Origin of the sequence: Aeromonas sp. WP2-W18-CRE-05 (assembly GCF_014168615.1) — a bacterium.
GTDB classification, from domain to species: domain Bacteria; phylum Pseudomonadota; class Gammaproteobacteria; order Enterobacterales; family Aeromonadaceae; genus Aeromonas; species Aeromonas caviae.
Window position 1 is genome coordinate 3,777,739 of the sequence record NZ_AP021917.1, and the last position, 17,528, is coordinate 3,795,266.

Annotated in this window: 18 protein-coding genes and 2 tRNA genes; 5 read left to right on the forward strand and 15 right to left on the reverse strand. The window is 58.9% G+C overall.

Annotation, left to right across the window (positions count from 1 at the left end; genetic code table 11):
• Positions 1–8 precede the first annotated feature (8 nt).
• From rimP to rlmE, 9 genes are all read right to left on the reverse strand, one after another.
• Positions 9–467 carry a ribosome maturation factor RimP gene (gene rimP, locus H7R73_RS17570; RefSeq protein ID WP_010675370.1) on the reverse strand — a complete coding sequence of 153 codons (459 nt, stop codon included), beginning with the start codon at positions 465–467 and terminating at the stop codon, positions 9–11.
• Positions 468–633: 166 nt separating this feature from the next.
• Positions 634–710, reverse strand: a tRNA-Met gene (locus tag H7R73_RS17575).
• A gap of 91 nt (positions 711–801) precedes the next feature.
• Positions 802–886 (reverse strand) — tRNA-Leu (locus tag H7R73_RS17580).
• Positions 887–893: 7 nt separating this feature from the next.
• Complete coding sequence (gene secG, locus H7R73_RS17585; protein WP_010633113.1) at positions 894–1,220, reverse strand: preprotein translocase subunit SecG; 327 nt, start codon at positions 1,218–1,220, stop codon at positions 894–896.
• Positions 1,221–1,985, reverse strand: a complete 765-nt coding sequence (gene tpiA / locus H7R73_RS17590) for a triose-phosphate isomerase (RefSeq protein ID WP_048207072.1) — start codon at positions 1,983–1,985, stop codon at positions 1,221–1,223. It lies immediately after the preceding gene.
• Positions 1,986–2,116: 131 nt separating this feature from the next.
• Complete coding sequence (glmM, locus tag H7R73_RS17595) at positions 2,117–3,451, reverse strand: phosphoglucosamine mutase (protein ID WP_042014473.1); 1,335 nt, start codon at positions 3,449–3,451, stop codon at positions 2,117–2,119.
• 18 nt (positions 3,452–3,469) lie between these two features.
• Positions 3,470–4,315: a dihydropteroate synthase gene (gene folP / locus H7R73_RS17600; protein WP_103259669.1), complete on the reverse strand. Its 846-nt coding sequence runs from the start codon at positions 4,313–4,315 to the stop codon at positions 3,470–3,472.
• An 84-nt stretch (positions 4,316–4,399) separates the two neighbouring features.
• Complete coding sequence (gene ftsH / locus H7R73_RS17605) at positions 4,400–6,352, reverse strand: ATP-dependent zinc metalloprotease FtsH (protein ID WP_042865085.1); 1,953 nt, start codon at positions 6,350–6,352, stop codon at positions 4,400–4,402.
• A gap of 45 nt (positions 6,353–6,397) precedes the next feature.
• Positions 6,398–7,027 carry a 23S rRNA (uridine(2552)-2'-O)-methyltransferase RlmE gene (gene rlmE, locus H7R73_RS17610; RefSeq protein WP_010675375.1) on the reverse strand — a complete coding sequence of 210 codons (630 nt, stop codon included), beginning with the start codon at positions 7,025–7,027 and terminating at the stop codon, positions 6,398–6,400.
• 97 nt (positions 7,028–7,124) lie between these two features.
• On the opposite strand from rlmE, the gene yhbY reads away from it, so the two are divergent.
• Both yhbY and H7R73_RS17620 read left to right on the forward strand, forming a co-directional pair.
• Positions 7,125–7,421: a ribosome assembly RNA-binding protein YhbY gene (gene yhbY, locus H7R73_RS17615; protein ID WP_010675376.1), complete on the forward strand. Its 297-nt coding sequence runs from the start codon at positions 7,125–7,127 to the stop codon at positions 7,419–7,421.
• Positions 7,422–7,526: 105 nt separating this feature from the next.
• Entirely contained in the window at positions 7,527–8,120 is a 594-nt protein-coding gene (locus H7R73_RS17620; protein WP_103259668.1) for a PilZ domain-containing protein, read from the forward strand.
• 47 nt (positions 8,121–8,167) lie between these two features.
• Here the strand turns inward: H7R73_RS17620 and greA are convergent, their stop codons facing one another.
• The 3 genes from greA to pomA all read right to left on the reverse strand — a co-directional run bounded on the left by greA (position 8,168) and on the right by pomA (position 10,452).
• Positions 8,168–8,644, reverse strand: a complete 477-nt coding sequence (greA, locus tag H7R73_RS17625; RefSeq protein WP_010675378.1) for a transcription elongation factor GreA — start codon at positions 8,642–8,644, stop codon at positions 8,168–8,170.
• 145 nt (positions 8,645–8,789) lie between these two features.
• The gene (locus tag H7R73_RS17630) at positions 8,790–9,683 is read right to left on the reverse strand and encodes a flagellar motor protein MotB (RefSeq protein ID WP_042878323.1); all 894 of its coding nucleotides are present in this window, start codon (positions 9,681–9,683) and stop codon (positions 8,790–8,792) included.
• A gap of 10 nt (positions 9,684–9,693) precedes the next feature.
• On the reverse strand, positions 9,694–10,452 hold the full coding sequence (gene pomA, locus H7R73_RS17635) for a flagellar motor protein PomA (RefSeq protein WP_103259667.1): 759 nt from the start codon (positions 10,450–10,452) through the stop codon (positions 9,694–9,696).
• A gap of 234 nt (positions 10,453–10,686) precedes the next feature.
• On the opposite strand from pomA, the gene xseB reads away from it, so the two are divergent.
• The 3 genes from xseB to dxs are packed head-to-tail and all read left to right on the forward strand — an operon-like array spanning position 10,687 to position 13,716.
• Complete coding sequence (gene xseB / locus H7R73_RS17640; protein WP_010675381.1) at positions 10,687–10,938, forward strand: exodeoxyribonuclease VII small subunit; 252 nt, start codon at positions 10,687–10,689, stop codon at positions 10,936–10,938.
• Positions 10,939–11,829, forward strand: coding sequence for a (2E,6E)-farnesyl diphosphate synthase (ispA, locus tag H7R73_RS17645; RefSeq protein ID WP_041215676.1), 891 nt, complete (start codon positions 10,939–10,941; stop codon positions 11,827–11,829). It begins immediately after the preceding gene.
• 21 nt (positions 11,830–11,850) lie between these two features.
• A complete protein-coding gene (gene dxs, locus H7R73_RS17650; protein WP_103259666.1) occupies positions 11,851–13,716 on the forward strand; it encodes a 1-deoxy-D-xylulose-5-phosphate synthase in 1,866 nt (621 codons plus the stop codon).
• A 220-nt stretch (positions 13,717–13,936) separates the two neighbouring features.
• Here the strand turns inward: dxs and H7R73_RS17655 are convergent, their stop codons facing one another.
• The 3 genes from H7R73_RS17655 to H7R73_RS17665 form a co-directional block, all read right to left on the reverse strand.
• Positions 13,937–14,878, reverse strand: a complete 942-nt coding sequence (locus tag H7R73_RS17655) for an ABC transporter permease (RefSeq protein ID WP_029314771.1) — start codon at positions 14,876–14,878, stop codon at positions 13,937–13,939.
• A gap of 3 nt (positions 14,879–14,881) precedes the next feature.
• Complete coding sequence (locus tag H7R73_RS17660; protein WP_042014465.1) at positions 14,882–15,856, reverse strand: ABC transporter permease; 975 nt, start codon at positions 15,854–15,856, stop codon at positions 14,882–14,884.
• Positions 15,857–15,952: 96 nt separating this feature from the next.
• Positions 15,953–17,509: an ABC transporter substrate-binding protein gene (locus H7R73_RS17665; protein WP_103259665.1), complete on the reverse strand. Its 1,557-nt coding sequence runs from the start codon at positions 17,507–17,509 to the stop codon at positions 15,953–15,955.
• Between the last annotated feature and the right edge of the window lie 19 nt (positions 17,510–17,528).

Sequence of the window (17,528 nt, forward strand, 5' to 3'; positions counted from 1 at the left end):
TAGCCTCGTTAACCAAAGTTCGGCACTATGTTCGCTTTTTGGATATTGGTGAAAGCCAACACCTCGTCCTTACCATCTACCGTCAGAGTGATCATGTCCCCCTGCACGGCTTTGATTACGCCTTTGAACTTGCGGCGGTTGTTTGTTGCCATCCGAAGCGTTACCGCCGCCTCCTGGCCAACGTATTTTTCGAACTGGGCGACCTTGAACAGTGGACGATCCAGACCCGGGGAAGACACCTCAAGGTAGTACTCCTCGGTGATGGGATCTTCGACATCCATGATGGCGCCGACCTGGCGGCTCACCTCGGCACAGTCTTCCACCGTCACGCCTTGCTCCGAGTCGATGAAAACGCGCAGGGTCGAGTGCTTACCCGCACGGATAAACTCGATACCCCACAGTTCAAAACCCAAGGCAACGACCGGAGCCTCGAGCAGATCGGTCAAACGTTGTTCCAACGTAGCCAAAGTCACCCTCCGAAAAACGAAAAAAGGGCATATAGCCCAGATAGAAATAGATTCAGAGTAAATTGCACATAACAAAAAGCCCCGATGTCAAATCGGGGCTTGGCGCTTTACCCTGATTGTCGCCTCGCAGCGACCGCCTTCCTGAGCGTAGGAAATGCGTGAAATTTGGTTGCGGGGGCCGGATTTGAACCGACGACCTTCGGGTTATGAGCCCGACGAGCTACCATGCTGCTCCACCCCGCGTCCGAAATCGTGCGAGATTATAGCTACTTCACTCTCGTGAGACAAGACTCAGTGGCTATAACATCCCGGTTACCCGGGTTCACTGCTTAATTGGTGCCGTGGGCGGGACTCGAACCCGCACACCCTAGAGCACTACCCCCTCAAGATAGCGTGTCTACCAATTCCACCACCACGGCAAAACTCTTATTCGGGAACGTCAGTATCTTTCTTCACTGGCGCTTTGCTCTGCTCAACTTGTTGAGTCTGTTGCAGATTTTCCCATTCACTACCCTGTTTGACCTTGTTGCTGGACATGGAACCCAGAACCAGACTAATCAAGAAAAACAGAGTAGCCAAAATCGCTGTTGTGCGGGTCAGGAAACTGCCTGAACCACCGGAGCCGAACACAGTATTCGATGCCCCTGCGCCAAAGGAGGCGCCCATATCAGCCCCTTTACCTTGCTGAATCATCACCAGACCAATCAGAGCCAGCGATACCAGCAGATAAACGACCAAAAGAATCTCGTACATTTAACTTGCACCCTTTGCCGCTTCAACTATTCCTAAAAACGCCTCGCCATCAAGACTTGCCCTGCCTATCAGACCGCCATCAATATCGGACTGCGCAAACAAATCTTGTGCATTGGCCGGTGTCACGCTCCCACCATAGATGATTCTGACTTTCTCACCTATTACCGGAGTATCCTCCGCCAAGCGACCGCGAATAAAGGAATGAACCTCTTGTGCCTGCTCGGGTGTGGCGCATTTACCTGTACCTACAGCCCAGATTGGCTCGTAGGCGATGATAGCATTATCGAAAGCCATCGCGCCATTTTTCTCTATGACGATGTCCAGTTCCTCGGCAATCACCTCGAAGGTTCTTCTTGCCTGCCTCGCTGCTCCTGACTCACCCAGACAAAGTATGGGTATCAGACCTGCTGCTCTGACTGCCGCAAACTTCTCTGCGACGATAAAACTGGTCTCACCAAAGAGACGCCTGCGCTCGGAGTGGCCAACAAGTACATATCGGCAACCTGCCTCGACCAGCATCTCACACGAGATTTCACCCGTATAAGCGCCCTGTCTGTGCTGGCTCACGTTCTGAGCCCCCAGCTTCACTCTTCCCTGCTCACCGAGCAGTTCGGCCGTGAAACCGAGATGCACATGGGATGGACACAAGACCACATCTACGTCTTCATCAATGCGCTCTGTGCATTGACTCGTAAACTGCTCTAACTGCGACCTACTACCGTGTAACTTCCAGTTGGCTGCTACAAACGGCTTGCGATGTCCCATCGGCAACTCCCTTGCGAAAGCGGGGCTGATAATATCCAGAGGATGCTCAGCTGACAAGTGCTATTTTCAAATTTTCGAATCGTTTGAACAAGATACAACCAAGGCGACTAAAAAGCCGCCTTGGCTGTTCATTAAAACGCCGATTCGACCTGTTTGGCGATGCGCTCTGCCATATCGCGCACCTGCTGTTCGTGTTCACCTTCGACCATGACCCGGATCAGGGGCTCGGTGCCGGATTTGCGCAACAGCACCCGGCCACGGCCGGCCAGTTCCAGCTCCACTGCCGCCACTTCCTGCTGAACGGCACTGGAGGTCAGCGGATCCTTGCCTTCGGCGAAGCGCACATTGACCAGCACTTGCGGGAACTTGCTCATGCCCGAACGCAATTTGGCCAGCGGCATCTCGGCACTGCGCATGGCCGTCAGCACCTGCAGGGCGGCGACGATACCATCCCCCGTGGTGGTCTGATCCAGGCAGATGATGTGACCGGAGTTTTCGCCGCCGATGCGCCAGCCCTTCTCGTTCATCATTTCAAGCACGTAGCGGTCACCTACCTTGGCACGGGCAAAGGGGATGCCCAGGGTCTGAAGCGCCAGCTCCAGCCCCATGTTGGCCATCAGGGTGCCCACCACACCGCCCTTGAGACGGCCATGGCGCAGGGCATCCCGGGCGATGATGTAGAGGATCTCATCCCCGTCGATGATGTAACCAGTGCTGTCCACCATCACCAGACGGTCGCCGTCACCGTCGAAGGCGACGCCGAGATCTGCCTTGCATTCCTGGACCTTGGCGGCCAGCGCCTCCGGTGCGGTGGAACCGACACCGTCATTGATGTTGAGCCCATCCGGGCTGCAGCCGATGGCGATGACTTCGGCACCCAGCTCGCGGAAGACGGAAGGGGCGATATGGTAGGTGGCACCATGACCGCAATCCACCACCATTTTCAGCCCTTCCAGGCTCAGATTGGAGGGGAAGGTGCTCTTGCAGAATTCGATGTAGCGACCAGCCGCATCATCGATGCGCTGCGCCTTGCCAAGCTCCGCGGACTCTACACACTTGAGTTCGTTGTCGAGCTCGGCTTCGATGGCCAGCTCGACATCATCGGGCAGCTTGGTGCCGTCGGCGGAGAAGAACTTGATGCCGTTGTCGTAATAGGGGTTGTGGGATGCACTGATGACGATGCCGGCTTCGGCACGGAAGGTGCGAGTCAGGTAGGCAACCGCCGGGGTGGGCATGGGTCCCATCAGTATGGCTTTGAGACCGGCGGCGGAGAGCCCCGCCTCCAGTGCCGACTCCAGCATATAACCGGAGATACGGGTATCCTTGCCGATCAGCACCTTCTTGGTCCCTTTCTTGGAGAGCACCTTGCCGGCGGCCCAGCCCAGTTTCATGACGAAATCCGGGGTGATTGGGTATTCACCCACCTTGCCGCGCACGCCGTCGGTGCCGAAGTACTTTCTGGTCATTGTCTGTTTCTCGTTTTTCTATTTGGATATGAAATCTTGTCCCGTCATGGTCATCCAGCCTGTACGCAAGACATCCATGGTGGCCCGCACGTCGTGCACCCGGATGATCCTGGCGCCATGTTGCAACCCGATCAGGGCACAGGCCAGACTACCAGCCAACCGCTCGTCTACCAGGCGGTCAAGCAGGTTGCCTATCATAGACTTTCGTGACATGCCCACCAAGAGCGGAAGTTGGTAATCGAGCAGTGACGCCTGCTGGGCCAGCAGCTGATAGTTGTGCACCAGCGTCTTGCCAAAGCCATAGCCTGGATCCAGTACCAGATGCTCACGCGGGATACCGGCCCCCAGACAAGCGGCAATCCGCTCGTCAAAGAAGGCTCTCACCTCCCCCACCAGATCGTCATAGTGCGGCTCCACCTGCATGGTACGGGGCTGCCCCTGCATGTGCATGAGGCATACCGGTACGCCAGCCTCGGCCGCCGCGCCCAGCGCTCCCGGCTCTTGCAGGGCGCGGACATCATTGATGAGGTGACCACCAGCAGCACAACCCTCCCGCATGACAATCGCCTTGGAGGTATCGAGGGAGATCATCACATCCAGCTCGGAGACCATGCGCTCCACCACGGGGATGACCCTGTCCAGCTCCTCCTGCTCGCTCACGTCGGGGGCGCCCGGGCGGGTCGACTCGCCACCTATATCGATAAGGGTGGCCCCATCGGCCACCATGTCGCGGGCATGACCCAACGCCAGATCGATCTGCTTGAAGCGGCCACCATCTGAAAAGGAGTCCGGCGTCACATTGAGAATGCCCATGACATGGGGACGGTCGAGAGAAAGGGTACGTCCCTTGCTGATTAACTGCATTGCTTCAACTACCTCCAACAAGAGCGGCAAACTCTTCGTGCAAAGAAAAACCCCGGGCAAGCCCGGGGTTTGTATCATGGCAACTTATTTGGCCGGGACATCGTTCGCCTTGTCGATGTCACTCAGAGGTGCATTGCCCTCTTCAGCCGGCGCCTTGGCCTCCGGCCCGTTGTTCACGCTGGCACCACCTTGCGGGGTGTCACCGTGCTCATCATGCCAGTTGCTGGGAGCACGGACCTCGCGACGCGCCATCAGATCATCGATCTGCTTGGCATCGATGGTCTCGTACTTCATCAATGCATCTTTCATGGTGTGCAGCACATCCATGTTGTCCAGCAGGATCTGCTTGGCACGATCGTAGTTGCGATCGATGACCTGCTTGACCTCTGCATCGATGATGCGGGCGGTATCGTCAGACATGTGCTTGGCCTTGGCCATGCTGCGGCCGAGGAAGACTTCACCGTCCTCTTCTGCGTAAAGCATGGGGCCGAGACGCTCGGACATGCCCCACTGGGTCACCATCTTGCGGGCGATGTCGGTGGCACGTTCGATGTCGTTGGATGCACCGGTCGATACCTTCTCGGCACCGTAGATCAGCTCTTCCGCCAGACGACCGCCATACAGGCTGGAGATCATGGACTCCAGATGCTGCTTGGAGTGGCTCCAGCGGTCCTGTTCTGGCAGGTACATGGTCACACCCAGCGCACGGCCGCGCGGAATGATGGAGACCTTGTAGACAGGATCATGATCCGGCACCACGCGACCAATAATGGCGTGACCCGCTTCGTGATAGGCCGTCATCTCCTTCTCGGACTCTTTCATCACCATGGAGCGACGTTCCGCCCCCATCATGATCTTGTCCTTCGCCTTTTCGAACTCCAGCATGGAGACCACTCGGCGGCTCTCGCGAGCAGAGAAGAGGGCAGCCTCGTTCACCAGGTTGGCCAGATCGGCACCGGAGAAACCAGGGGTACCACGGGCAATCAGCGCCGGATTGACGTCATCCGCCAGCGGTACCTTGCGCATGTGCACTTTCAGGATCTGCTCACGACCGCGAACATCCGGCAAGCCGACCACGACCTGGCGGTCGAAACGACCCGGACGCAGCAGCGCAGGATCCAGTACGTCGGGACGGTTGGTGGCGGCGATGACGATGATGCCTTCGTTGCCTTCAAAACCATCCATTTCAACCAGCATCTGGTTCAGGGTCTGCTCACGTTCATCGTGACCACCACCCAGACCGGCGCCACGCTGGCGACCGACCGCATCGATCTCATCAATGAAGATAATGCAGGGGGAGGATTTCTTGGCCTGTTCGAACATGTCACGCACCCGGGAGGCACCGACACCCACGAACATTTCCACGAAGTCCGAACCTGAAATGGTGAAGAACGGCACCTTGGCCTCGCCTGCAATGGCTTTGGCCAGCAGGGTCTTACCGGTACCAGGAGGACCTACCAGCAGGACGCCGGTCGGGATCTTGCCACCCAGCTTCTGGAATTTGGTCGGGTCACGCAGATAGTCGACCAGCTCCTTGACCTCTTCCTTTGCCTCGTCACAACCGGCTACGTCGGCGAAGGTAGTCTTGATCTGATCTTCGCTCATCAGGCGAGCCTTGCTCTTGCCGAACGACATGGCACCCTTGCCGCCACCGCCCTGCATCTGACGCATGAAGAAGACCCAGACGCCGATCAGCAACAGCATCGGGAACCAGGAGATGAAGATGGACGTGATCAGGGACGGTTCTTCCGGCTTCTCACCCATCACTTTGACGTTATGGTTGAGCATGTCGTTGAGCAGTTGGGGATCCGGCGCAGGAATGATGGTGGTGAAACGTTCACCGGTGCGCTTGACGCCATTGATGACCTTGCCATCCATCCGCACTTCACGGATCTGCTCCTGGGTCACTTCTTTCACGAAGCTGGAATAGTCCAGCTGGCGACTGGTGGTATCGCTGGGGCTGAAGCTATTGAACACCGACATCAGCACGACGGCGATGACCAGCCACAGGATTAGGTTTTTCGCCATGTCACTCAAATCAATGACCTCGCAGACTGACAGTTAACGATGAGGGTTAGGGTACTACAGTTTAAAACCGGTAGCCACAATGTAGACTTCTCGTGAACGGGCACGGGACGAGTCTGGTTTTCGAATCTTGACGACAGAGAAAAGTCTACGTATTTCATTGAGATAGGCATCAAACCCTTCCCCCTGGAACACCTTGACTACAAAACTGCCATTACTGCTCAGGACCTGATTGCACATGTCCAGCGCCAGTTCCACCAGGTACATGGCACGGGCCTGATCCACCTGCTGGGTACCGCTCATGTTGGGCGCCATGTCGGACATGACGACGTCCACCTTGTCGGGGCCGACTCGCTCCAGCAAGGCGCCGAGTACAGTTTCCTCCCGAAAGTCCCCTTGCAGGAAATCGACACCGGCAATGGAATCCATCGGCAAAATATCGCATGCAATGACGCGCCCCTTGTCACCGACCTGGTCGATGGCAAATTGGGACCAGCCACCGGGAGCAGCCCCCAGGTCCACTACCGTCATCCCCGGCTTGAGCAGCCTGTCTTTGCCCTGGATCTCGTCGATCTTGAAAACGGCGCGAGAGCGCAGTCCCAACTTCTGGGCTTTCTTGACGTATTGGTCGTCGAAATGTTCTTTTAACCAGCGGGTTGAACTGGGGGAACGTTTTTTCTGGGTCATGATTGTCGACTTTAAAAAACCACAAGGGTTATTAGTATTAAGGGCTAAGTGGGGGTAGAATACGCCCCTTTCAACCCTGACTTATGAAGAAATTGCCATGATTCTCAACAATAAACAGAAACAGTATCTCAAGGGCCTGGCCCACAGTCTGAAGCCGGTCGTCCTGCTGGGACAACACGGTCTGACCGAAGGGGTGCTGGCCGAGATCGATCTGGCCCTGAACCACCATGAGCTGATCAAGGTTAAGGTTGCGTCTGAAGATCGTGAGATGAAACAGCTGGTGATGGATGCCATCGTTCGCGAGACCGGCGCCATCAAGGTACAGAGCATGGGCCATGTACTGACCATCTACCGTCAGGCCAAAGAGCCCAAGATCCAGTTGCCGCGCAAGTAACAGGAAAGAGCATTCGCTCTTTCCTTCATTTCCCTTCTTCCCAAGTCGCTTGCCAAAATAGTGGTCAGGCCCTTAACCTGCGATGAATAGTCGCGGACACCCACTATGGACAAGCATCAGCTCCTCACCGATGAAGAACTGGCCATGCTGCGGGACCTGGGAAACGATGAAGACATTGCCACCAGCCAATACCTGCGCGGCACCCTGCCCCTTCCTCTCCAAAGCCTGTTGCAGCGAGCCAAGCCTCTGACACTCGAAGCCCGCATCGCCGGCTACCAATTGCGTTTCCCGCTCCACTGCACCCAGGCAGAGGAGGGCCACACCGAGCTGCGCATCGCCGCGCCGACCATTACCGAGCTGGGTTCGCCCCATCTGCGCGCCTGGCGACTCGACGAAAAGGCCGTGCTCTGCACCGAAGACGCGGAGTACGAGGTATACAGCCTCTCCCTTGGCGGTCTCATCGTGGCCGGCTTGCCGGACTCCTCTGCCAAGGGAGATCCACTTGGCGGATACCTTCGCATCGAGGATCTCCCTCCCCTGGCCATGACAGGCACCCTCATCAGGCACGTGGATGCCAATCAACATCACCATGACTGGGCCGTCCAGTTCCGACTGGGCAAGGAGGATCAGGAACAATTGCGGGACTGGCTCTTCCAGCGCCACCAGGACGCCTTCGTCCAGGCCTATCAGGGTGACTAAAGACAACAGGGGAGCCCGGCTCCCCTGTCTCTTTCCCCGCCGTTCAATCAGAGATAGGCAACTTCCAGGATCTCGTACTCCACATCGCCACCCGGCGTCTTGACGATGGCAACGTCATCCACTTCCTTGCCGATCAGGGCGCGGGCAATGGGGGAGTTCACGGAGATCATGTTCTGCTTGATGTCCGCCTCGTCGTCTCCCACGATGCGGTAGACCACTTCCTCTTCCGTTTCACTTTTGAGCAGGGTCACGGTTGCGCCGAAGATGACGCGGCCATTGTTGGCAATCTTGGTGACATCGATAATCTGGGCATTGGAGAGCTTGCCTTCGATTTCCTGAATGCGGCCTTCACAGAAACCCTGCTGCTCGCGGGCGGCATGGTATTCGGCATTTTCTTTCAGATCGCCATGTTCACGGGCATCAGCAATCGCTTCGATAATCTGGGGACGCAGCTCGGTCTTGAGATAATCGAGCTCTTGACGCAGCTTTTCAGCGCCGCGAACAGTCATCGGAGTATGATTCATAGTCGAAACCTGGGTTGCTTTATAAAGAGAAGCTGCGGCAATCAAAAGAGAGCCGCAGCTGTCGGTTCGGATGGGGCATCTTAATATGAAGCCGCCACAAAATCCATGTCAGCCCCTGCGAGCGGGATCCCGCTTTGGGCCAGCGTTACTTGGATTCCGAGACGCCAAGCGGAGCCGACACCGTCGGTTTGCCCTGCATGATGGCGATCTCGACACGTCGGTTCATGCGCCGATTCTCCGGGCTGTTGTTGGGCACCAGCGGCTGGGAATCCGCCATCCCTTGCACCACCAGACGATTGCCGTCAAAACCGGGCACCTTGATCATCTGGTGGGCAACCGCCACCGCCCGCTGGGATGAAAGCTCCCAGTTGGACTGGAACAACTCGTCCTCGGTGGCCACATTGTCGGTGTGGCCGGAGACGGTGATCTCCCCCGGCACATCCTTGAGCAGCGCAGCCACCTTGCGGATCACCGGCCAGAACTGGGGTTGCAGGAAGGCGGATCCCGCCGGGAACGCCGCTTTCTCGCGAATGCGAATGATGATCTGCTGGCCCAGCGCCTCTATCTCGATGGCCCCATCCTGGATCTGGGCCTGCATCTGCTCCGCCAGAGCCTTGGCCAGGGTGTTGGACTGTTCCTGCGCCTTCTGGGCTTCCTGGGCGGTATCGCCACCGCTCTGCTGGCCTTCGGTCTTGTCATGTCCACCCGCCTTGTCCGCATCCCCAGGCTGGAAATCCAGCTCGGTCTGGGTCATGTCGATGGTCTGCTGCATGATGGTGTCAATAGGCGTCGGCTCGGGGCGACCAGGACGAAACTCCTGGGCGATGACGGAGGTTCCCTTGGGGATATCCTTGACCTCCAGGATGTTCTGCACCCCGAACGCCTTCTCCATGGAACCGGCGATCTGCTTGAACTTCTGCACATCCATCTCGGCAAAGGAGAGCAAGAGCACGAAGAAGCACATCAGCAGGGACATGAGATCCGCGAAGGTTCCCATGTAACCGGGCAATCCGGGAGGCGGGCACTTGCACTTTGCCATCTGTGCGCTCCTATTCGGTCCCGTTGTTGCGTTTGGACTGATTCAGGTAGTTCTGCAACATGGCCTGGATCACCCTCGGGTTCTGTCCATCCTGGATCCCCATGATGGCGTCGAGGATCAGGGTGCGGCTCAACTGTTCCTCGCCGCTGCGCAGTTCCAGCTTGTCCGCGATGGGGATGGCAATCATGTTGGCTTCGATGGCGCCATACAGGGTCGTCAGCAAGGCCACCGCCATGGCCGGCCCGATGGATTTGGGGTCGCTCATGTTGGCCAGCATGGCCACCAACCCCACCAGGGTACCGATCATGCCCATGGCCGGACCGAGATCACCGAGGGAGCGGAACACCTTGACGGCGATGACGTGGCGCTCAGAGGTCAGTTCTATGTCTTTTTCCATCACGGCCCGCACCACGTCCGCGTCATGGCCGTCCACCAGCATGTCGATGCCCTTCTTCATGAAGGTATTGGGGATCTCTGCCGCCTCCAGGGCCAGAAAGCCCCCCTTGCGGGCCGCATCCGCCAGTTCCACCGCCTTGGTGATGAGATCGTCGAGCTTGTCCCCCTTGTACATGAAGGCCTTGCCCGCGACCTTGAAGGCCATCAGAAACTGACCGAGGTTGAATTTCATCATGCAGATGAACACGGACCCCAGTATGGTGATGTAGACCGATGGCATGTCCACATACATGCTCATGGGGCCGCCCAGCAACATGCCGTACACCACGACCCCGAACCCCAGCACCAAGCCTATCAGACTCCCTAAATCCACATCCCTACTCCTGTCGCCGAACGTGCCGTCTCATTATATTGCGTTGAATTTTCTGCTATTGCGTCCCCGGCAGCAAGCCCGGTACACCGCAATCGCCGATCGGCAATGCGTGGTTGCATGCCCGTTCTTATCGGCCAGGGTCAGGATAGTTTGAGGACGCCGCGTTTTTCTGCCTCCCCCCTGTGGCCGGTCGATGTTAAGATGAGCCGTTTTTTTCAATCCCCGAGGATGGACATGGCCAGTAAAAAAATCGACCGTCTGAGTTTTGATGCCACCCTGGAAGAGCTGGAAACCATAGTGCATCAACTCGAACAGGGCTCGCTCCCCCTCGAGGAGGCACTCAAACAATTCGAACAGGGCATCCATCTGGTGCGTGCCGGCCAGCAGAAGCTGGAACAGGCCGAACAGAAGATCCAGATCCTCCTGACCCAGGCCGATGGCAGCGAGCAAGCGGTCCCCTTTCGAGCAGAACAAGGAGAGGAGTGAGTGACCCTGGACGATTTCTCCCGCCTGCATCGGCGCCGCATCGACGATTGCCTCTCGGCACAGCTTGACGCCCTGCCCGCCATGGCGCCACGTTTGCGGGACGCGATGAAATACGGCCTGCTGCTCGGTGGAAAACGGGTGCGCCCCTTCCTGGTCTATGCCGTTGGCGAGATGCTGGGCGTCAAGAGCGAACTGCTGGATGGCCCCGCCGCCGCCGTGGAGTGCATTCACGCATACTCCCTCCTGCACGACGACTTGCCCGCCATGGACGACGACGACCTGCGTCGTGGTCAGCCCACCGTACACAAGGCCTTCGATGAAGGCACAGCCATCCTGGCGGGCGATGCCCTGCAGACCCTGGCGTTTTCCATTCTGGCCGACCACCCCATGCCCGATACATTGATGGCCAACCGGGTGCGGATGCTGAGTGCCCTGGCCCGCGCGTCCGGCTATCTCGGCATGTGCGGCGGTCAGGCACTGGATCTGGACGCCGAAGGGCGCCGGATCAGCCTCGCCGAGCTGGAGCAGGTGCACCGCCACAAGACCGGGGCCCTCATCGAGTGCGCCGTGACCCTCGGCGCCCTGTGCAAGGCTGACGTGGAACCCGCCACCCTCACCGCCCTGCAAACCTATGCCGCCGCCATCGGACTCGCCTTCCAGGTGCAGGACGACATCCTCGACATCACGGGCGATACCGCCACCCTGGGCAAGCCGCAAGGCTCGGATCTGGCGCTGGAAAAGAGTACCTATCCGGCCCTGCTCGGACTCGACAATGCCCGTGAGCTGGCTCGCGAACTGCATGACAAGGCCTTAACAGCCCTGCAATCCTTGCCCTACAATACCGACATTCTGGAAGCGTTTGCCGATTACATCATCGAGCGAACCCACTAAACGCTGGATAACAGTAACAATATGAGCGTTGATATTAGCGATTTCCCCAACCTGGCCCTCGCGGACACGCCGGTCGATTTGCGATCCCTCCCCTTCGAGCGGCTGCCCGTGGTGTGCAACGAGCTGCGCGAGTATCTGCTGCGCTCGGTGAGCCGCTCCAGCGGCCACTTCGCCTCCGGCCTTGGCACCGTCGAGCTGACGGTCGCCCTGCACTATGTTTACAACACCCCCTTCGATCGGCTGGTGTGGGACGTGGGCCACCAGGCCTATCCCCACAAGATCCTGACCGGACGACGGGAGCGCATTCACACCATTCGCCAGAAAGATGGCCTGCACCCCTTCCCCTGGCGGGAAGAGAGCGAGTACGACGTGCTCAGCGTGGGCCACTCCAGCACCTCCATCGGGGCGGCGCTCGGCATGGCGGTGGCGGCCGAGAGCGAAGGGCTTGGCCGCAAGGTGGTCGCGGTCATCGGTGATGGCGCCATCACCGCCGGCATGGCCTTCGAGGCCCTCAATCACGCCGGCGACGTCCACAAGGACATGCTGGTGGTGCTCAACGACAACGAGATGTCCATCTCCGAGAACGTGGGGGCCCTGAACAATCACCTTGCCAGGCTGATGTCCGGCAAGCTCTACACCACCATTCGCGAGGGTGGCAAGAAGGTGCTGGCGGGGCTGCCGCCGGTCAAGGAGCTCGCCAAGCGGGCCGAGGAGCACCTCAAGGGCATGGTGGTACCGGGCACCCTGTTCGAGGAGTTCGGCTTCAACTACATCGGCCCCATCGACGGTCACGACATCCATGCCCTGGTCGAAACCCTGCGCAACATGCGCAATCTCAAGGGTCCCCAGCTGCTGCACGTCAAGACCAAGAAGGGCAAGGGCTACGAGCCGGCGGAAAAAGATCCCATTGGCTATCACGCCGTCCCCAAATTCAACCCGGATGACTGTGCCCTGCCCAAGAGCGCCGGTGGCAAACCCACCTTCTCCGCCATCTTCGGTCAGTGGCTGTGCGATATCGCCGCCAAGGACGAGCGCGTGGTCGGCATCACCCCCGCCATGCGCGAAGGCTCCGGTCTGGTGAAATTCAGCCAGCAATATCCGGATCGCTACTTCGACGTGGCCATCGCCGAGCAACATGCGGTCACCTTCGCCGCCGGTCTCGCCATCGCCGACCAGAAACCCGTGGTCGCCATCTATTCGAGCTTCCTGCAGCGGGCCTATGACCAGCTGATCCACGACGTGGCGCTGCAGAACCTGCCGGTGCTGTTCGCCATCGACCGGGCCGGTCTGGTGGGGGCCGACGGCCCGACCCATCAGGGGGCGTTCGACATCAGCTTCCTGCGCACCGTGCCCAACATGGTGGTGATGACCCCGTCCGACGAGAACGAGTGCCGCCAGATGCTCTACACCGGCTATCTGTGCAACGGGCCAGCGGCGGTGCGCTACCCTCGTGGCAGCGGCACCGGTATCCAGGCCGAGAGCGAGATGCAGGCCCTGCCCCTCGGCAAGGGACGTGTCGTTCGTGAGGGCAAGGGGACCGCCATCCTGGCGTTCGGCACCCTGCTGCAACAGGCCAGAGCAGCCGCAGAGGCGCTCGATGCCACCCTGGTGGACATGCGCTTCGTCAAACCCATGGACGAGGCGCTGGTGCTCTCTCTGGCCGCCTCCCACGATCAGTTCGTCACCCTCGAGGACAACGCCGTCATGGGCGGTGCAGGCTCTGCGGTGAACGAGCTGCTGATGGGCAGCAAGCAGTGCAAACCCGTGCTCAACCTCGGCCTGCCGGATCGCTTCATCGAGCAGGGCACCCAGGATGAGATCTACGCCCTGCTGGGGCTGGACAGCGTGGGCATTCAGACCCGCATCGAGAGCTGGCTGCAGGCCTGACAAGGGTTATCGCAAGCAATAAAAAGGGCGCCTGATGGCGCCCTTTTTTGTTATTCACTGTGCCAGACCAACCCTGCTCACGCCCTGTCACGAGAAGGCCGTCAACAAGGTTACAAGCCGCTCAGGAACCGAGACATACGTGAGCACTCCTTGATTCCACATAAGCGAGCAGCACATGAACCTTGATCACGGCCTCGCAGCCAGTTCGTGGAGAGGTTTATCAGCCCTTGTAGATCTTCGGGTTGAACACATCCCGCAGCCAGTCACCCAGCAGGTTGATCACCAGCACCAGCACCACCAGGCAGAGGCCCGGGAAGGCGGTGATCCACCAGGATCCGGAGAAGATGTAGTTGAAGCCCACGCTGATGAGCGACCCCAGGGACGGTTGATCAACCGGCATCCCCAGACCCAGGAAGGAGAGGGCCGCCTCGCTCATGATGGCGTTCGCCACCTGCACGGTGGAGATGACCAGGATGGGGGACAGGCAGTTCGGCAGAATGTGGCGGAACATGATGCGCGGGGCGCGGAACCCCATCACCTGAGCCGCTTCCACATACTCCTTCTTCTTCTCCGCCAGCACGGAGGCGCGCACCGTCCGGGCATACTGGGGCCACTCGGCGATACCGATGATCACCACCAGCATCAGGATGGCGAACTTCGAGTAGAACTCGGAGCCAAAGGTCGCCTGGAAGATGGCGGAGATGATGATCGCCACCATCATGGTGGAGAACGACAGCTGCACATCGGCAAAGCGCATCAGCAGGTTGTCGATGCGACCACCGAAGTACCCGGCCATCAGACCGATGACGATACCGAGCACCAGCTGCAGCCCCACCGCGAACAGACCAATGGTCAGCGAGATGCGGGCACCATAGAGGATGGTGCTCCAGATGTCGCGTCCCTGGTTGTCGGTCCCGAGCCAGAAGCGGGCCTCGCCCCCTTCCAGCCAGGAGGGGGGCAGCTCCGCATCCATCAGATCGAAGCTGGTCTGGTCATAGACGTTGTGCGGTGCGATCCAGGGTGCCAGCAGAGCCGCCAGCACGAAGACCACAAACACCGCAAAGCTGAACATGGCTACCTTGTCCCGCAGGAAATAGTAGACGATGTCGGAATTTTTGAAGCGTGCCCAACGGCTTGGGCTTGCAGTTACAGCGTTAGTCATCTGTTACCCCTTGGCGGTCAGGTTGACGGTCGGGTTGATCAACCCGTAGAGCAGGTCGACCAGGGTATTGGTCACCACGAAAATGAGGCCGACGAAGATGACGTAGGCGGTGATCAGCGGCGTATCGACCCGGTGGATCGCCTCAAGGAAGAGGAAGCCTGTCCCCGGCCACTGGAACACGCTTTCGGTCAGGATGGTGTAGGCCACCATGGTCCCGATCTGCACACCGCCCACCGTGATGACCGGCAGCATGGTGTTCTTCAGGGCGTGCTGGTAGTAGACCTTGTTGTTGTCCAGCCCCTTGGCACGGGCAAACTTGACGTACTCGGAGGAGAGCTGCTCCAGCATCTCCGAGCGCACCAGCCGGATGAACAGCGGCAGCATGATGGAGGAGAGGGAGACCGCAGGCAGCACCAGGTGCAGGATTCCGTCCCAGGTGAAGAAGCCCGACTCCCAGCCCAGCAGGTTGTAGGTCTCGCCACGGCCATAGGCCGGCAGCCAGCCCAGCTGGATGGAGAAGAGGTACATCAGCATGATGGCGGTCAGGAAGACCGGGATCGATATGCCGATGCTGCTCACCGCCATGATGAGCTTGGTGAGGATGCTGCGCGGTCTTATCGCCGAATAAACCCCCAGCGGAATGGAGACCACGACGATGATGAGCGCGGCGGCAAACACCAGCTCAAGGGTAGCCACCAGCTTGTCGAGGATAACCTCGAGGGCTGGTCGCTTGAAGAAATAGGAAGTGCCCAGATCCCCGTGTACCGCGTTCTTCAAGAAGCGGCTGTATTTCACGAGGAAGGGATCATTGAGTCCCATCTTGTCGCGCAGCTCCTGGCGCACGGACTCGGAGACGGATTGTCCCACCAGCTCGCGCAGCGGATCCCCCAGGTTGTCCTGGATGGAGAAGGCGACCAGGCTGATGACGAACATCACTATCACGGCCTGATAGAACCGTTTCAGCAGGAATGTAAACATGCTTGTCCTTCTACGTGGCCTGTGTCTTGGCACAGGCTTCTGTTAATGGCGGGGCAACCATGGGTGCCCCGCCGGGTCCTTCCTTAAACGCTTCGCTTACTTGTTGACCACCAGGTCACCCAGATAAGGGAAGTTCATCACGTTGACCACCGGCTTGATGTCGACGTTCTTCTTGGCGCCATAGGCCAGGTCTTCCCAGTGCAGCGGCACATAGGCGGCGTCGTCGATCAGCATGGCTTCCACCTTCTGCAGGATGGCGGCACGCTTGGCAGGATCGGTCTCGGTGTTGGCTTCCATCACCATCTTGTCAGCTTCCGCGTTGGCATAACCGCCGCAGTTGTACTGACCCATGCCGGTCTTGGCATCCTTGGTGAAGGTCAGGAACTCGAAGAAGTTCGCACTGTCTTCGGTGTCGGAGTGCCAGCCGATCAGCTGCATGTCAGCGGCGCACTTGTCAAACTCCGGCCAGTACTGGGCCACCGGCATGGTCTTCAGATCCACCTTGATGTTGATCTTGGACAGCATGGCGGAGACGGCCTGGGCAATCTTGACGTCGTTGACGTAGCGGGCAGCCGGGGAGATGAAGCTCATCTTGAAGCCCTTCTCGTAACCGGCTTCCTTCATCAGCTCCTTGGCCTTGGCCAGATCATACTGGGGCTTGAGCGCCTCGTTGTAGCCTGCGTAGCCTTTCGGGCTCAGCTGGCCGGCCGGGGTACCGAAGCCCTTGTTGATCTTGTCGACGATGCCCACCTGGTTGATGGCGTAGTTGATCGCCTGACGCACGCGCTTGTCTTTCAGCGCCGGGTTGGTGTTCTGGTTCAGCTCGATGATGATGGCACGGGTACCGGACAGGGTGACCAGCTGGGAATCCTTGCCGTTCTTCACGCGCTCCAGATCGTTCGGGGCAACCGGGTAGATCATGTCCACGTCGCCGCCCAGCAGGGCTGCAACACGGGTGGCGTCTTCCTTGATCGGTACCACGGTCAGGTTTTCGACGTTGCCCTTGGAGGCCTTGTCCCAGTAGTTGGCGTTGCGCACATATTCCAGCTTCACGCCCTGCTCGCGGAACTTGACGCTGAACGGACCGGTACCGGAGACATGGGTGGAGGCGAAGGAGTCACCGTTCTTCACGATCTCGGCCTTGTCCTTGCCCGCCTCGGTCTTGCCGCTATAGAACTTGGAGTCCATCGGGAAGATGTAGGTGACGGTCTGCAGCACCAGCGGGAACGGCTTGGCGGTGACGAGATCCACGGTGAAATCATCCACCTTCTTGGCTTCGGCGATGGGGTCGAAGATCGCCTTGAAGTCCGGGGAGGCCTTCAGACGGTTGACGGTCCATACCACGTCATCGGCGGTGAAGTCGTTGCCGGAGTGGAACTTCACACCCTTGCGCAGGTGGAAACGGACGGTCTTGTCGTCGATGCGCTCATACTTCTCGGCCAGACGCGGCTCGAACTGCAGATCCTGGGTGTAACGCATCAGGGGGTCGAACACCAGGTGAGACATCTCCAGGGTCTGACCGGAGAGCTGCTCCTGCGGGTCCAGCGAGGTGGCGTCGGACGCGACGGCGACCTTGATGTCGGCAGCAGAAACGTTGAACGCGAGACCAGCGGCGAACAGCGCCATGGCGATCTTGGATAATCCTTTCTTCATGTCTTTCTCCATGCTTTTG

Coding starts and splice junctions, on each gene's coding strand:
- secG (WP_010633113.1), bottom strand. CDS start 1,220: ATGTACGAGATTCTTTTGGTCGTTTATCTGCTGGTATCGCTGGCTCTG.
- tpiA (WP_048207072.1), bottom strand. CDS start 1,985: ATGGGACATCGCAAGCCGTTTGTAGCAGCCAACTGGAAGTTACACGGT.
- glmM (WP_042014473.1), bottom strand. CDS start 3,451: ATGACCAGAAAGTACTTCGGCACCGACGGCGTGCGCGGCAAGGTGGGT.
- folP (WP_103259669.1), bottom strand. CDS start 4,315: ATGCAGTTAATCAGCAAGGGACGTACCCTTTCTCTCGACCGTCCCCAT.
- rlmE (WP_010675375.1), bottom strand. CDS start 7,027: ATGACCCAGAAAAAACGTTCCCCCAGTTCAACCCGCTGGTTAAAAGAA.
- yhbY (WP_010675376.1), top strand. CDS start 7,125: ATGATTCTCAACAATAAACAGAAACAGTATCTCAAGGGCCTGGCCCAC.
- H7R73_RS17620 (WP_103259668.1), top strand. CDS start 7,527: ATGGACAAGCATCAGCTCCTCACCGATGAAGAACTGGCCATGCTGCGG.
- greA (WP_010675378.1), bottom strand. CDS start 8,644: ATGAATCATACTCCGATGACTGTTCGCGGCGCTGAAAAGCTGCGTCAA.
- H7R73_RS17630 (WP_042878323.1), bottom strand. CDS start 9,683: ATGGCAAAGTGCAAGTGCCCGCCTCCCGGATTGCCCGGTTACATGGGA.
- xseB (WP_010675381.1), top strand. CDS start 10,687: ATGGCCAGTAAAAAAATCGACCGTCTGAGTTTTGATGCCACCCTGGAA.
- dxs (WP_103259666.1), top strand. CDS start 11,851: ATGAGCGTTGATATTAGCGATTTCCCCAACCTGGCCCTCGCGGACACG.
- H7R73_RS17655 (WP_029314771.1), bottom strand. CDS start 14,878: ATGACTAACGCTGTAACTGCAAGCCCAAGCCGTTGGGCACGCTTCAAA.
- H7R73_RS17660 (WP_042014465.1), bottom strand. CDS start 15,856: ATGTTTACATTCCTGCTGAAACGGTTCTATCAGGCCGTGATAGTGATG.
- H7R73_RS17665 (WP_103259665.1), bottom strand. CDS start 17,509: ATGAAGAAAGGATTATCCAAGATCGCCATGGCGCTGTTCGCCGCTGGT.